Annotated in this window: 11 protein-coding genes; 3 read left to right on the top strand and 8 right to left on the bottom strand. The window is 63.2% G+C overall.

What is annotated here, in order from left to right; translation table 11 throughout:
• The 8 genes from PLL20_18595 to PLL20_18560 all read right to left on the bottom strand — a co-directional run.
• Positions 1 to 381: amidase (locus PLL20_18595; protein ID HPD32005.1), on the bottom strand; the 381-nt coding region annotated here is incomplete at its 3' end.
• Positions 382 to 417: 36 nt separating this feature from the next.
• Entirely contained in the window at positions 418 to 723 is a 306-nt protein-coding gene (gene gatC, locus PLL20_18590) for an Asp-tRNA(Asn)/Glu-tRNA(Gln) amidotransferase subunit GatC (protein HPD32004.1), read from the bottom strand.
• A gap of 335 nt (positions 724 to 1058) precedes the next feature.
• Complete coding sequence (locus tag PLL20_18585; GenBank protein HPD32003.1) at positions 1059 to 2168, bottom strand: hypothetical protein; 1110 nt, start codon at positions 2166 to 2168, stop codon at positions 1059 to 1061.
• Between the two features lie 94 nt (positions 2169 to 2262).
• Entirely contained in the window at positions 2263 to 3837 is a 1575-nt protein-coding gene (locus PLL20_18580) for a hypothetical protein (protein ID HPD32002.1), read from the bottom strand.
• 3 nt (positions 3838 to 3840) lie between these two features.
• Positions 3841 to 6249, bottom strand: coding sequence for a phenylalanine--tRNA ligase subunit beta (gene pheT, locus PLL20_18575; protein HPD32001.1), 2409 nt, complete (start codon positions 6247 to 6249; stop codon positions 3841 to 3843).
• Between the two features lie 150 nt (positions 6250 to 6399).
• A complete protein-coding gene (locus PLL20_18570; GenBank protein ID HPD32000.1) occupies positions 6400 to 8622 on the bottom strand; it encodes a hypothetical protein in 2223 nt (740 codons plus the stop codon).
• A 21-nt stretch (positions 8623 to 8643) separates the two neighbouring features.
• Positions 8644 to 9711 (bottom strand): phenylalanine--tRNA ligase subunit alpha, encoded by a 1068-nt coding sequence (pheS, locus tag PLL20_18565; GenBank protein ID HPD31999.1) that lies wholly within the window; start codon positions 9709 to 9711, stop codon positions 8644 to 8646.
• A 201-nt stretch (positions 9712 to 9912) separates the two neighbouring features.
• Positions 9913 to 11865, bottom strand: a complete 1953-nt coding sequence (locus PLL20_18560) for a hypothetical protein (GenBank protein ID HPD31998.1) — start codon at positions 11863 to 11865, stop codon at positions 9913 to 9915.
• A 103-nt stretch (positions 11866 to 11968) separates the two neighbouring features.
• Between PLL20_18560 and PLL20_18555 the strand changes: the two genes are divergently transcribed.
• The 3 genes from PLL20_18555 to PLL20_18545 are packed head-to-tail and all read left to right on the top strand — an operon-like array spanning position 11969 to position 14813.
• Positions 11969 to 13654, top strand: coding sequence for a D-aminoacylase (locus PLL20_18555; protein HPD31997.1), 1686 nt, complete (start codon positions 11969 to 11971; stop codon positions 13652 to 13654).
• Positions 13655 to 13697: 43 nt separating this feature from the next.
• Complete coding sequence (locus PLL20_18550; protein ID HPD31996.1) at positions 13698 to 14516, top strand: polysaccharide deacetylase family protein; 819 nt, start codon at positions 13698 to 13700, stop codon at positions 14514 to 14516.
• A gap of 3 nt (positions 14517 to 14519) precedes the next feature.
• Positions 14520 to 14813, top strand: a complete 294-nt coding sequence (locus PLL20_18545) for a hypothetical protein (GenBank protein ID HPD31995.1) — start codon at positions 14520 to 14522, stop codon at positions 14811 to 14813.
• Positions 14814 to 15196 lie beyond the last annotated feature (383 nt).

Here is a 15196-nt window from a genome sequence, read left to right as displayed (position 1 = left end):
CATGGCGAACTCGTCAAGGTTGGTCTTGCCGACGATGATCGCGCCGGCGGCTTCGAGCTTTTCCACGACGTGAGCGTTGTATGGAGCAGTGAAGTTTTCCAGAATCCGCGAGGCACAGGTGGTCCGACCGAACGCCGTGCACAGGTTATCCTTGATCAGCAGCGGCACGCCGGCCAGCGGCCCGTCGATCTGACCGCGAGAGATGCGCTCGTCGGCCTGGCGGGCAAGATGAAGCGCCCGTTCGACGTCCAGACTGATCACCGCCCGGATCTTGGGATCCAGTTCGCGTATGGCGTCGAGCATGTGCCGGACGCAAGCCTGCGACGTTCCCTTGCGGTTGCGGATCGAGTCACGGGTTTCCAGCAGCGTTGGTGCGGTCATATTCGTTGCCTGATCGCGGTCTTGCCCGTCGCAGGATCACGCGCTGTCCTGGTCCAGCACCTTGGGCACGGCAAAGAAGTTGCCCTCACGGTGAGGCGCGTTGGCGAGGGCCTGGTCCGGCGTGAGACCCGTCCTGGGCTCATCGGCCCGAAAGACGTTCTTCACCGGCAGGGCATGCGCCGTCGGCGGCACGTCGGTCGTGTCCACCTCGTTAAGCTGCTCGACGTACTCGAGAATGGCCGAGAGCTGCTCGCTAAACAGCCGAACCTCATCTTCGGTCGGATTCAGCCGCGACAGATGGCTGATATGCCTGACCTGGGCCTCGTCGATCTTGCGTGTCATAAGTCACCGTCTCGGGCGAGCCGATCCGATCGGCCCGTTCGCCGTGTGTACCAGTGTAAACAGGACGATGCGAATGGGAAAGCGGCTGCGGCGGACAGTTTGTCGGCAGGGTCTGCATTGGCGGCCCCGGGCTTTGCCAAGAGGCTCGCTCGCTGACCACGCTTCGGCGCGGCGAGACACGGGCACAGGCCCGACCGACGGCCGAACAGGAGAACGATCCCCGCGAGCAAAGGGGAGTCGTCCCAAGGCGGACCGCCTTTTTGCGGGCCGCAACCCAAACGTTCTGCGATCCAGAAACATGCGCGCAAGCCGCACAGATATCTGGCGGTAAGGTTCTATAGCGAGTGGTACGCCTCGCGCAAGATTTCGATGTTCTTGACGTTCACCTCGATTGTGTCGTCGGGCAGGGTGGTCTTCTCGTCGGCCTTGGCGAAACCGTAGAAGCCCAGGGCCATGGGGGCGATCTTCTTCCACATCAAGGCATCATGATCCTTCCAGCCGCAGAGGTTTTGAAGGATCAGCGTCCGCGGCCCGACCTGCCGCCGCAGCCAGTCGAGGTGATCAAGTTCCGGAGCTTCGTTGAGCACCCAGTCCACTTCCTCGAGCACACGGTGGCCCGTCCAGATCGGATACTCGCTCTTGAGGAACGGGTGGTTTGTCCAGATGACGGAGGGCCCGGTGGCTCGCACCGTCCACCGGATGTGCCGCCAAGCCCGCTCCATAGCCCGGCGGTCGAACTCGAGTATCATTTTGGTCGACGGCCTGCCCGACTCCGGGAATTCTTCGCCGAGAAGCTGGCGGTACATCTCTTTTTCGCAGTCAAGCCAGTTCTTATGCTGCGTCGGGCGAACCCAATCGATCATGAAGCCGTCCACACCGGTCTTGAGGATCGCGTCCTCGACCGACCGGCAAAAGTAGTCGAGGTACTCGAGCGTCATGGGGATCTTGATGGAGTCGGAATCGCCGCCATGTACGAGGTTCGGATGAAGCTTCTCCCAGTATGGATTCGCCCCGAGCGTGAAGTAGCCCAACACTCTCATCCCGGCCTTGTGCCCGAGTTCGACCATATCGCCGAGGAAGTTGGGGCTCTTGAGACCTGGGGTGACCGGGGCGACGTCGCTGGGGTACCACGCGTAGCCGTTGTAGGTGACGCAGAAGGTCTGGATGGTATTGGCTCCGAGGTCCCGGTACCAGCGGACATGGTCGGCCGGGTCCGCGTGGGCGTAGGTTCCCGGCGGCGATGGCTGGTTGCCGGCCCAGTTGAAGTCGATGCAAAAGGCCTTGATTGGTTTGGGCCAGGAGGAGGTATCCGGACCCTGCGCGTGTCGGGTCGCAGCTTGTTGTACGGATCCCCGAACGGTGGCGGGCCCGACGACGGCGGCGCAACCGCCGACAAGAAGCCGGCGCCGGGAGAACGCGGCGTTTTCGGGAAGCCCGTGAGTCATGATCGTGTCCTTTCAATGACAATCGCGGCAGGCCTGCGCCGCCTGGTGGCGGCTTCGACCGTGCCCTCCGGTGCGGATCGCGCCTGCAAGTGCATCATTCGGGAGACGAGTCAGGCCGCGGACCGGCAGGCCGGCTGCCGATCAGCGGCGAGCCCTGCACGGGCCGATATGCATCGAACCACATCTCGCGAACCTTGGCAACCGTGAGCTGCCGCTGCAGCAACTGCGCTTCGGCAGACAGGGCCGACCTGGTCGCCACCGGTGCCTGGAGCCGAAGATCGGCGAGCGCAGGAAGTACCAGGTCGCCGGGAGCGGCCTTCTGGATACCGCTGAGCTCATACAAGGTATCAGGCACCTCGGCAAATACGTTCAGACCCGCCTGCGCGGCCGTACCGACGTGCTTGGCGTCATCCGCCACGGGGGCGGCGCGATATCGGGCGAAGATGTTGCCGGTGATGCCGGCGGCCAAAGGCGCTTCCCGTGAAGCGGGCATCAGGAGATTGAAATGAACCGCCCGTTTGGCCACCCCCCAGCCGTCGAAGAAATTATGCTCAATGCGGATCTGCGGGCTCTCGCGACCGGCGGAAATCGCGGCGTAGGCGGGGCCCAAGAAGAGGTTGTCGGCGATCCTGGCCTGCGGTGCCGGTTTCGAGAGCAAATAATGCGTGGTGGTGAGTTTCGTGGCGGGCGCGCCACCCGGGCTCACACCGGGCTGAAGCGCTGCCGCGCCCACCAGGACATTGCCGGTCACCGTGCGAGGCGATTGTTCGATGACGTATGTGCCGCCAAGCAAGACGTTGCGGGTGACGACGGCATCTTCGGCGGAACAACGCAGCGCGTAACGGCCCTCGTCGCGGTCGGTCGCGCAGTTGACATAATTGCCCGTAATCGCGATTCCGGAGACGTTCCTGGCGTTAACGCTGATGGCGGCCCACTCGCCGACCAGAACATTGTTCTTCAGCAACGTCTGCGGGCACTCGATGCGAAACGCCGCGCTGGAGATGTTGTCGCTGATGACGCGAAGCCCCTCTCCGGTTCCCAGGAATTCGATGGTTGTGTCGCCGATGGTGCGGACGAAGGTGCAACTTTCGATCTCCGCCGTGGCCGCACCGCCGATGAACTCCACGTGAATGCGGCCGCAGTCGGTGAATCGGCAATGTGACAGCCACAAATCGCTGTCGGGCGAATTGAGAATGAGAAACACGGCCGGCGTGCCTCGTTTGCCGGAGACGGCCGAGCCCAGGCCGCGAAACACGACGTGCCGCGCAACCAGGGCGCAGCCGGACTCCAGGTCGCCGCTGATGAACCCGGGCGGATGGCCCGCCGGAGTCTCAACGGTAATGGGGCGCTCGGCGGTGCCTGCCAGCGTGAGACGGCTTCGACTGCTGAACCGTCTGCCCGACAAGCTGCCGCCGAAACGGATGGAAGCGCCGTTTGATCCCGGGCCGCCGACAAACCGGATCGTTGACCCCGGTTCGACTCGCACGGCCGCGTCTCGAATGCATACCTCTCCCTTGATCTCGATGACCCCGCTCCAGACGGTGTCGGCGTCGATGGTGCTTGGCGGTAGCATCTGGGCCGCAGCCGGCCGCGGCATGAGCACGAGTGCGGCAACGCAAGATAGGACTGCAGGAGCCCCGGAAACGGGGCGTTGAACCGGCTGTTTCATGTTCTATGTCCGCAGAGCCAGATCCTGGCTCTTCATCCACTCAAGGAAAGTCGAACGAAAATCCTGGATGTCCTGTTCGGTCAGCGTTCGCGAGGGGTCGCCGATGGTGGCCCGGAAAGTAAAGCTTCGCATACCCTGGGGTACGGAGCCGCCCTCGTAGCTGTCAACGAAAGCCAGGCGCCGCAAGAGCGGGTGATCGTACGTCCGCAGCGCCCCTTCGATGTCCTCGTAGCGTCGCGAGGATCGAGCGAGCACGGAGAAATCCAGATTGATGCGCGGGTAGACGGGCACGGGAGCCAGCTTGCGAGGTTCGGGGCGACGTTCGGCCAGGAGCGACAGGTTGATCTCAGCCAGGGCGATTGACCAGGCAACCAAATGTTCATCGATGCGGCGGCGCAGCGCTGCCGGGACAGCGGTGATCCGTCCGACAAGCAGTCCATCAAGTTTGACCGCGGCCGTTTTAGCGGGGTGCTCCCATGGGGCGGCGGCTTTTTCGGCGGCGAACTGAAAATGACCTTTGAGCACCTGTTGGGCAAATGTCTCCAAATCGCTCTTGAGCCGGAGGATCAGGGCGTCCTCATGTGCCGGCTTGCGACCGGGGGCAACCACGGCCAGCGCCAGGTGGCGTTGCTCGGTTTTTTCGGGCGCTTCTTTTTCTCCGTATGGCAAGGCGCTGCCGATCTCGAGCAGTTCGAAGCGCTCAAAGTGGCGACGGTTGAGATCGACGGCGGCAAGAAGACCGGGCAGCAACGTGGTACGAAGCCGTTCGGTCCCGGCCGCCACCGGATTCTTCAGCGACAGCGTCGGACCGGGATCGAAGCCCAGCAGCTTGAGCCACTCGGCGTCGAACCAGATGTAACGATGCACTTCGGCATAACTCATGCCGCCGCACATCAGGGTGAGCGTCTGGCGCTCCAATCGCGTGATGGCTTCCGGCTCGGCGTAACGGACGGTGACCTCGGGCAACGCCGGCGTGATCGTGCCGTAACCGATGAACCGAGCCACTTCCTCGATGATATCGGCCTCGATGCTGACGTCTTTTGTCGCCCGCCAAGTCGGCACGCCGACTTCAAGCATGCCGTCAACCGGCTTTACGGCGAAACCGATTTTTGCCAGGATGCTCATGATCCGGTCGGCCGGCACCTGGCGACCGATGTACCGGCCGACAAACGCCGGATCGACGCGGATCGTGATCGGTTTGGGCGGGTTCGGGAAACAGTCAGAGAGCCGGCTGGTAAACTTCATGTCCGGGAGTTCGGGACGTGCCAGGTAGACGAAACGTCCGATTCCGATGACCGTGTTATGCGGATCTTGTGACTTCTCGAAGCGAGCACTGGCATCGGTGCGATGTCCGAGAGCAGTCGCACACCGTCGGATGGTTGCCGCCTCAAAGTTTGCGCTCTCAAGGAGCAGATCGGTGGTCTTGGCGGTGACCTCCGTATTGGCGCCGCCCATGATGCCAGCCAAGGCCACCGATTGGCGGTTGCACTGGATCATGAGGGCACCCTCAGGCATGGTTCGGGTGAAACCGTCGAGGGTGACGAACTTCTCGCCCGGTTTGGCCAGGGCCACTTCGATTCGATCGATGTTCGCGCAGTCGAATGCGTGCATGGGCTGACCCAGTTCGGCCATGATGTAATTGGTCAGGTCGACAAGAATGTCGATCGGTCGCAACCCCACGTGAGCGAGCCGAACCTGCATCCACAGCGGGGCGGGTTGCGGGCGCACACCGGTAAAACGCAGCGCGCTGTAGCGCGGGCATTTGCTCGGGTCGTCGATGACGATCGGAATAGCCGGTAGCGCCGGGTCGTCCAGTTCCTGCGGCGGCACGATCGGGTACGGTTTCAGTCGGCGGTCGCAGATGGCCGCCACTTCGCGGGCGATTCCGTAGTGGCCCCACAGATCCGGCCGATGGGTGATGGACTTATTGTCGACCTCGATGACCCAGTCATCGAACAGGCTCATATCGACGGGACTGCCCGGTCTTGTGGAGGGCGGCAGCCACATGGCCCGCTGGCCGACAGTGGGCAGGCTGAGGGCATCACCGGGGACGATCATTCCCGCGCTGGTGCGGCCCGCGGTCTTGCGCTCAGCGACCTGCCCAACGCCGGGCAGCGTGGATCCCGGCGGAGCAAAGACCACGCGGTCACCGCTCTTCAGGCCCTCGGCGATGGTAACGGTATCCACCTGCTTGTTGCCAAGGTCGACCTTGACGAGAAACAACGGCTTGTCGCCGGGGATGGCTTCGACATTGACAATGCCGGCCGCGATCAGACCCGAGGCCGAGCAGGTGATGTGTTGGACGCCTTCGACTTCGGCTGTCGTACAGGTGAATCGCTCTGCCAGATCCCCGGGATCAAGGTCCTGGGGAACATCCACGAAATCGCGCAACCAGTTAAGTGAGATCAGCAAGGGTTCGTCCTTTTCAGTCAGGAGTCGAATTTACGGGACAGTACGATACGGAAGCAAGCAGGATCTTTCAAGATTCGCGGACGATCGGGATCCGACCGCCGCCGGGCCGCCACGCGGTCTTCGGCAACCGGCATGAGTGGTGTGACCTTGTCAGGGGCCGCGCGTGGGTATGGCCCCCAGCCGCGGCGAGACGCGGGCGCGAACGGGGTCGCCGTCCGGTGAGTCGGGAACGTAGTGCCGCTCAGGCCACATGTATCGCGGGATATCTGCCAGCCGTTGCCTTGAGAACAGAGGACTTGAGATGACCCGTTGCGTTGCCAACCATCTTTCTTTGTCCGCGTCGTCCCACATCGCTTCTGCAGGGAGTCTTCGCGCGTCGTTCGCGAGCCTGGGATCCATCAGGTTGAGCCGTTCGAGCCAATTGGGCAGGAGGTTGACCGTACTGCGGTCTTCCAGGTAACCAGGGGGAATACGGAACTTGATATGGCCGGGCCGACCGCAGGGCGGCGCATCGCTCCGGGCCAGATATGGGTCGGTCAAGCCATACAGATCGATGATCCGAACGTCGGGGCCGGCGTAGTAGGACACGATGCCCAGCGAATCGGTGGCGACCGTGATCGGACCGTATAGCCGGGCGTAGCGACAAGCGGCCATGCCGAAACGCAGCCACGAACCGGTGGAGCCTCGCAAGGCCTCCGTGGGATGGCGGAACGGATTATGCCATTTCCCGACCCAGTAGAACGAGTAGTCGTCTGAGATCGCACCCTGGCCGCCTTCTCTTGGACGGCCCACGTCGACCAGTGACGCGCCGGCGGCGATGAGCAAACAGGCGGCCGGGCCAGCGCCCTTGTGCCGCAGTCCGCCGCCCGCAAAGCCGATCGCGAGACAACTCGCCGCGCACAATCCCGCACCGGCAAGCAGGCCGATCCCGCCCCAGGTCGGCTGCCAAAACCCCACCAGTCCCAGCAGCACAAGGACTTCAATCGCAACCAAGACTGTGAACGCGGATCCGGCACGTGAGCCGTGTGTGCGACCAATCCACCCTACCAGGAGGACGCAGCACGTGGCGTAGCCGATCATTCCAAGGATTGTTGTTGCGGGCCACCTCGTGATCCTGTAGACCAGCTCATCCGCACCTCGACCGATGCAGGACAAAGCGACCGGCGAACGAACCTGGATCAGCAGAAATACGGCCCCAACCAGACCGATCGCCGCACTGACCGCCTTGGGCGAAACGCGGGTGCGAGATAGAAGGCAGCCGAGGAGCCAAGTCGTCAACACCACAGATGCAGTCAGTGCCGGATCCATGAACCGACCGCGCATGAAATCGCCGCCGATACTGATGACGTAAGCGACGTGGCACGCGATTCCCAGACCCAGCCATCCCAGGACGCCGGTCCCGCCGTGACCTCGCAGCCGGTTCGACACGGCCAAAGTCGGCGCTGCCACAATGGCGGTCAGAATCAACAGCGCATGGATCGGTTCTGACCGCGCGTAGTCCATCACATAGTGGGCTCCCATCGGCAAGGCCGCGGAGAAAGGCATGGTCACTTTTGCGTACGCGGTGTTCGGCAACGGCGTGCCGTAGTAGACGGTGGCAAAGCCATACCAGCCCAGAACGGCCAACAGCGCGAAAGCCGGCCCGAGCCACCGCCGGGATTGCCCTCCGGCGGAATTCCCCCGGTTTTGCTGATTCGCGGGAGTGGCAAGTTCCGGCGGCTTCCGTAACAGACAGGCGAGGAGATATAACGCAATCGGGGTCGTCAGGACCACCAGGTCCGGCCGTGTCAGAACCAGCAGGCCACAGAGCCACACCGCGGCGGTCAGCGGCGGCGGCTTTCCCGCAAGCCCACGTGCGGCCAGCAAAGCCCAGAGCGAGCCAGCAAGGGCGTTGGTCAGCGATGTCTCCAGTCCGGAAGTTTGAAACTCCACAAAGGTCTTCGAGCTCAATAGCATGAGGGCCATGAACTGCAGTCGGAGGACCCCGTGCCGCTCGTTGCGAAGCAACCATGCCTGTGTACCGAGCATTGCGACGGTCAGCAAGATACCCAGCGCAACGGCGACCCCGTAGACGTCGAACAGCAGGCCGCCGGCCGCGAGCAGAAAGAACCAGAGCGGATGGCTGAACCCCTGCACCCTCTCGCCGGGATTGAAGACCGGGCCGTGACCCGCCAGGAAGTTTGAGACGTGCCTGAAGGTGATGAAGGCGTCGTCCGAGACCCATGTGCGGTATAGAACAAAGAGGGCGGCCGCACACACGAGGCCGGCCGCGGTCAATCGGTATGTGGAGCGGCGGATGTCTTCAGTCGGGATGTCGGGGGCTGGGATAGCCTGGCGGCCGGCCGGGAAGTCCACGGGTGCCGACGGTGTCATGTGGCCGCTCCCATGGGTGGCTCAGTCTTTGTCGATGATTGCGGCGCCGTTCCTCTGCTCCGGCCGGATGATCGCCCGCAGGTCGCCGCTGTTGAGCCCGCGGATATCGGCCACTCCGTATTTCATCATCGCCAGCCGCGTCAGGCCCAGACCGAACGCAAAACCGGTGTATTCGCGTGGGTCGATATTGCCGCTGCGGAGCACGTTAGGATGTACCATGCCGCAGGGCAGGATCTCGATCCAGCCGCTGCGCTTGCAGGTCGGGCAACCGCTTCCGCCGCAAATGCCGCACTGCATGTCCAGTTCGAAACCCGGCTCGACGAACGGGAAATAGCCTGGTCGAAGGCGGACTTTGACGTCGCGGTGGAAGATCTCGGTCAGTATCAACTTCATCACCGCGATCAGGTTGGCGATGGAGATGTGCCGGTCGATCATGAGCCCTTCAAGCTGATGAAAGGTATTGGCGTGCGATGCGTCCTCCGTCTCGTAGCGAAACACCCGCCCGGGGGCGATGATGCTCAGCGGCGGACCGAGCCGCAACATGGCCCGGACCTGGCAGGGGGAGGTATGGGTCCGCAGCAGCCAGCCGTTGGTCAGCCAGAAGGTGTCCTGCATGTCACGAGCGGGGTGCATCGCCGGGATGTTGAGGGCCTCGAAGTTGTAGTAGTCGGTCTCCAGTTCCGGGCCGCCGACGACCACGAACCCGATCCGGGCCATGATTTCCTCAACCTCCCACTGGACGGCGGTCACGGGGTGGACGCTGCCTCGGGGAACCACCGGGCCGGGCAAGGTGGGGTCAAAAGCCTGCTCGGCCGATGCCTGCCTGTCGGCCGCCTGTTCAAGAGCGGCCTTGGCCGCGGCAAACATCTCGGTGATGCGAGCCTTGGCCTGATTGATCTCCTTGCCGGCCGTACCCCGAACCTCGGCCGGGAGCTTGCCGATCTGGCCGAGCAGGCTGCCCAATGGTCCCTGCTTGCTCATCAGCCGGCTCTCCGCCTGGCGAAGGGCGTCCACAGTCTTCGACTCGGCCAGCAAACGCTCCGCTTCCGCCGCCGCCTTCTTCAACTGTTCAGTAAGCTGCTCAAGCATGGTCTATCATTCTCGAACCACTGACGTAAAGCCGGTACGATAGGACGCAATCGGGGGGAATGCAAGGCGGGGCAACGGTTGGAGCGCCGGCGGCATTCAGCCTCAGGCGCCCGGCATGAAGGATCTTCGACTCCCGCCAGTCGCACATGGGGATCGCGCGAGCCGCGACGGAACAAGTGATGTCAACGGTTTGAGAGGCTCCTATCGGCCCCTCACGTAACCTGTGATCAGCTTCCATCGTTCTCCGGAAAACAGGCAACCCTTCGTGATTGTCTGGATTTCCTTCCAGCGCTGTTCGAGGCTTGTATCGGCCCAGGGGGCGGTCGGCGGAAGAGTTCGGGCGTCTGCGATCAGGGTCGGGTCGCCTTCATCGAGCCGCCGGCGCCAATCCGGAAGCTCATTGATCACCATCCGCGACCGCAGGTACTCCTTCGGAATGTCGTGAAGCAAGTGGCCGATGCGGGAGTTCGGATCGGCGGGCAGACGGGCGATGAACGAGTCGGTCAGGCCGAGCTTATCGACGATCTGCACCTTCGGACCGGCAAGATAGCCCAGGAACCCCGTCGTGTCCCAGGCGATGGTGATCGGCCCGTACCGGCCGGCATACCGGTTCGCGGACTGGCCGAGTCGAACTCGGTCGTTCACGCACTCTTCGGGGTATTGGGCCGGCCGGGCAAATCGGCTCTCGCGCCAGGTGCCGGCATACCATGCGTACTCGTCGGCGATGCCGTCAACGGCAAATTCGGTTGTGCGCGGTTTGAAATCAAAAAGCGTACACAGCCCCGCCGCTGTCAGCACCAGAATCGATGTCACGGGTCCCGGGGCCAGCGGCCTGCGCCTTATCAGGAATATGACGGCGGCGATGCCGCCAAGCGCCGTGATTGCCAGGAGGATGATGGCAAGAAGCGGATATACCCCCGGCGGTCCGATCATGCGAAACGCCGCGAATTGCCACACTGCCCGGCCCACGCTCCAAGCGATGCCGGCGATCAATACCAGCGAAAAGACGCCTTTCCAGAAACGCCGCGGCGACAAGCGTCCGATCAGATCGCCGGTCAGTATCGCCGTGGCCACCAACCGAAGGTTCAGAAACCGGCCGCGCATGAAGTCGCCGCCGACCATGACCACATAGCCGACGTGCAGCCACACGGCCACGACGAGGGCCAGCCGCACCTGGCCGCCCGGACGCTTGGCTCTGAAGTCACGCACTGCTATGACGGTCTGGATGATGAGCACGATCGGAATAATCAGTCCGTGGATCGGCTCGGCGGCACTGTAGTTGCGCAGATAAGCCAGACCGCGAAGGATCGTCGTGCCGAGCGGCATTCCCGTCTTGGCGTAAGCGGTGTTGGGCAATGGTGACCCGTAGTAGACTGTGGCAAAGCCGTACCAAGCCAACAGCGGCAGCAACGCAGCCAAGCTCAGCAGCCAGGCGCGGCGACGGCGTCCTCGAAGCAAGTGAAGTGCCAGCAGGAACAACGGCACACAGGGGACCAGGTGGTCCGGTCGATTGAGCATCAGGAGCGAGCAGATGAGCACGATAGCGGCGGGGGACGGTGCGAAACGTGTTTGAGGCTGGTGCGGCACCCCCCCCTGCCCCCCCTTGGTAAGGGGGGGAGAAGACAGGGCGGGATTGCCAGTCTGCTCGCGATCCCCGGTTGTGAAGGTGAGAAGCCAGGCCCACATCCACACAACCAGCAGGTGCGTCAGGCAGGTCTCCAGGCCTGAAGTCTGGTACTCGATGAACGTGGGGGAAGAGAGCAGCATCGCGGCCGCGGCCATAAGGCACAAGCCGTTGTGTTGCCGTGCGCGGAAGAAGCGGCTCAGCAGGAGGATGATCGCGGCAGTCGAAACAAGGCCGAGAATCATCGCCAGCGGGTGGGGATCGAGCAACGTGCTCCCGGTCAGAAGTATCAGGAACCACAGCGGATGCGTATAGCCCTGGACTCGCTCGCCGGGATTGAACACCGGCCCGTTTCCGTTAAGGCAGTTCGCCACGTGGCGGAAAGTGATGAATGCGTCGTCACAAACCCAGGCTCGCCAGAAGACGAACACAACCGCTGCCGTCGCCATGATGACGGTCATCGATCGATAGGCGGTCATCGGCAACGCGGTGGGCGCGGTCCTGGATGTTCCATCGGGTACCTCACTCATGCCCGACACGGTAGCCGACGGCGGACCAGGATTCCAGATCGGCCGGTTACGCCAGGAGGCGGAGCCTTGGACATGCGCACGGGATGCGGAGTAGGATGGTGAAATGCAAGAACTTTCGAAGCTCTGTCTCTGGCTGACCATTTCGTGTGTCACGGGGGGCTGTTCCAAGATGGTCGAGTACGATCTGCTTATCCGCAACGGCGAGATATACGACGGTTCCGGAAGAGCGCCCTTTCGCGGCGACATCGCGATCAACGGCGATACGATCGCCGAAATCGGGGACCTGCCTGCGGCTCGCGGTCGGACGGAGATTGACGCCCGGGGACTGGCCGTCGCGCCCGGCTTCATCAACATGATGAGCTGGGCCAATGAATCACTGATCGCCGACGGCCGGTCGCAAAGCGAGATTCGCCAGGGCGTGACTCTCGAGGTGCTTGGCGAAGGCAACTCGATGGGGCCTCTTAACGACAAGATGAAGGCCGATGAAAAGGAGCGCCAGGGCGACATTCAATACGACATCGAGTGGAGCACTCTGAGGGAATACCTCGATTACCTGGTTCGCCGAGGGGTATCCTGCAACGTGGCCTCGTTTGTCGGAGCGGCGACGGTTCGCATCCACGAGATTGGTCACGAGAACCGCAGGCCGACCGCGCAGGAACTCGAGCGAATGAAAGCCTTGGTCCGCCAGGCGATGGAAGAAGGGGCCGTGGGGCTGTCATCGGCGCTCATCTACGCGCCCGGCTGCTACGCGGATACCGAGGAACTGCTGGAGCTGGCGAAGGTCGCGGCGGAGTATGACGGCCTGTACGCCTCGCACCTGCGCAGTGAGAGCGAGCAGTTGCTGGAGGCGCTGGATGAGTTCCTGAGCATCGCGCGGCAGGCGAAGATCCGGGCGGAGGTTTATCACATCAAGGCCTCCGGCCGCCGCAACTGGCACAAGCTGGACGCGATGCTCGGGCGCATCGAGGCCGCCCGAGCCGAGGGTTTGCACGTCACTGCGGACATGTACACGTACCATGCCAGCGCCACCGGTCTGGATTCGATCATGCCCCCGTGGGTTCAGGAAGGCGGTCACCGGGCCTGGGTCGAGCGTCTGAAGGACCCCGCCATCCGCGAGAAGGTGAAGCAGGAAATGCGGATGACCGGAAACGCCTACGACAACGGGCTGATCGCCGCGGGGTCGGCCGACAACATCATTCTGATCGGTTTTCGCAGCGAGGCCCTCAAGCCGCTGACCGGGATGACCCTGGCGGAGGTGGCCGCTCAGCGAGGCCGGTCGCCTGAAGATACGGCAATCGACCTGATCATCGAGGACGACAGCCGGGTGGGCGCGGCGTTCTTTACCATGTCCGAGGACAACGTTCGCAAGGAGATCCGTCAGCCGTGGATCAGCTTCTGTTCCGATTCCGCTTCGCAGGCCCCCGAGGGCGTCTTCCTTAAGAGGAATCCACATCCGCGGGCTTACGGATCGTTCGCCCGATTGCTGGGCAAGTACGTCCGCGAAGAGAAGCTGATCTGCCTTACGGAGGCGATCCGGCGTCTGACCTGGTTGCCGGCCGAGAACATGCGACTGGACCGGCGCGGCCGGTTATCGCCGGGTTATTTCGCGGATATCGTGGTCTTCGACCCGGCGACGATCATCGATCGCGCCACTTTCAAGCAACCGCATCAGTACGCCACCGGCGTGCGGGATGTCTTCGTCAACGGCGTGCAGGTGCTGAGGAACGGCGAACACACGGGGGCCAAACCGGGCCGTGTCGTGTGCGGTCCGGGGGTGCGAAAAGGCTGAGCGTTTCGCCGGCGAGGAAGCTCGTTTGACGAGCAGGACATCCATGTTCCGACGGTCAAGCATTACCCTGCTGTGTGCGATCCTGCTCGCGGTTCCTGTCGCGTGTCGTTCTGGAAGTCGGCCGGTCCCGACGCCGACAAGCCCTGTCCGCAGCGGGTTCGCCTATGATCGCGGCGGCATCATTCGCGGACCTCGCGACTGCAAACAGATCGCCTTGATATTCACCGGCGGCAAATACGGCGAGGGCACGGCCGCCATCCTCGACGCGCTCAGCGCACGGGACATCAAGGGCTCCTTCTTCGTGACCGGCGACTTCATTCGTGTTCCCGAGCATCAGGCACATCTTCGGCGGGTTGTTGCCGAAGGCCACTATCTTGGTCCGCATTCCGACGCCCATCCGCTCTATTGCTCCTGGGAGGATCGCGATCAGACCCTGGTGACTGAGTCGGACTTTCGCGCCGATCTGGAGAAGAACCTCGCCGACCTTTCTCGCCATGGCCGTACCCGCGAGCAGATGCGGTACTTCATCCCGCCATATGAGTGGTACAACGAGCAAATCGTCACGTGGGCGCGTGACATGGGCCTGGTGCTTTTCGACTTCACGCCAGGCACGCGGTCCAATGCCGACTACATGGCCGACAGCGATCCGAGATTCGTTTCCTCGCCGCGGATTGTCGAGAGCATCCTCGAATATGAATCGTCCAAGCCGGATGGTCTCAACGGGTTCCTTCTCCTCTTGCATCTGGGCGCAGGTCCCGATCGCACCGATAAGATGCACGCCCACCTCGGCCCGCTGCTCGACGAGCTCGCTCGACGCGGCTATCGCTTCGTCCGCGTGGATGAGATGCTCGGCGGACAGTAGGGCATGGTCGGGGCCGTCGAAGGCAGCGGAGACCTGCCGATCTGCTCGCCCCCGGAAGCTGGGGCCGGCTCCGGCTCAACAAGACGGCAGGTCTCGGTCGCTGTGGCGACCTCGACGCTGCCCTACCGTGACCGCTGGCCGGCCGGGAATTCCGTCCCCATTGTGGCGGATCATGAGGATGGGAATGCTCCACCCGAGAGGCCCCACAAAGGATTCTCGGGCCAGCAGATGCGGCAGGTCTCGGTCGCTGCGGCGACCTCGACGCTGCCCTACCAGGCGGCCGCGAGAAAGCTCTGAGAGCGCCCGTAACCAACGTGGGGCATAGTGAAAGCCAGCACAGGTGGTGCGGACCTGCCACTCCAAAGCATACGGCAGGTCTCGGTCGCTGTGGCGACCTCGACGCTGCCCTACCGTGACCGCTGGCCGGCCGGGAATTCCGTCCCCATTGTGGCGGATCATGAGGATGGGAATGCTCCACCCGAAAGGCCCCACAAAGGATTCTCGGGCCAGCAGATGCGGCAGGTCTCGGTCGCTGTAGCGACCTCGACGCTGCCCTACCAGGCGGCCGCGAGAAAACTCTGAGAGCGCCCGTAACCAACGTGGGGCATGGTGAAAGCCGGCACACGTGGTGCGGACCTGCCACTCCAAAGCATACGGCAGGTCTCGGTCGCTGTGGCGAC

This window comes from Phycisphaerae bacterium, assembly GCA_035384605.1.
Lineage (GTDB): Bacteria > Planctomycetota > Phycisphaerae > UBA1845 > PWPN01 > JAUCQB01.
The sequence above is the reverse complement of the archived record's forward strand: the minus strand, read 5'-3'. Positions and strand labels throughout refer to the sequence as shown.

What these genes read in the sequence shown, in the direction of transcription:
- PLL20_18550 (HPD31996.1), top strand. Translation starts at nt 13,698, where the DNA reads ATGTTCCGACGGTCAAGCATTACCCTGCTGTGTGCGATCCTGCTCGCG.
- pheS (HPD31999.1), bottom strand. Translation starts at nt 9,711, where the DNA reads ATGCTTGAGCAGCTTACTGAACAGTTGAAGAAGGCGGCGGCGGAAGCG.
- PLL20_18545 (HPD31995.1), top strand. Translation starts at nt 14,520, where the DNA reads ATGGTCGGGGCCGTCGAAGGCAGCGGAGACCTGCCGATCTGCTCGCCC.
- PLL20_18560 (HPD31998.1), bottom strand. Translation starts at nt 11,865, where the DNA reads ATGAGTGAGGTACCCGATGGAACATCCAGGACCGCGCCCACCGCGTTG.
- gatC (HPD32004.1), bottom strand. Translation starts at nt 723, where the DNA reads ATGACACGCAAGATCGACGAGGCCCAGGTCAGGCATATCAGCCATCTG.
- PLL20_18585 (HPD32003.1), bottom strand. Translation starts at nt 2,168, where the DNA reads ATGACTCACGGGCTTCCCGAAAACGCCGCGTTCTCCCGGCGCCGGCTT.
- PLL20_18555 (HPD31997.1), top strand. Translation starts at nt 11,969, where the DNA reads ATGCAAGAACTTTCGAAGCTCTGTCTCTGGCTGACCATTTCGTGTGTC.
- PLL20_18580 (HPD32002.1), bottom strand. Translation starts at nt 3,837, where the DNA reads ATGAAACAGCCGGTTCAACGCCCCGTTTCCGGGGCTCCTGCAGTCCTA.
- PLL20_18570 (HPD32000.1), bottom strand. Translation starts at nt 8,622, where the DNA reads ATGACACCGTCGGCACCCGTGGACTTCCCGGCCGGCCGCCAGGCTATC.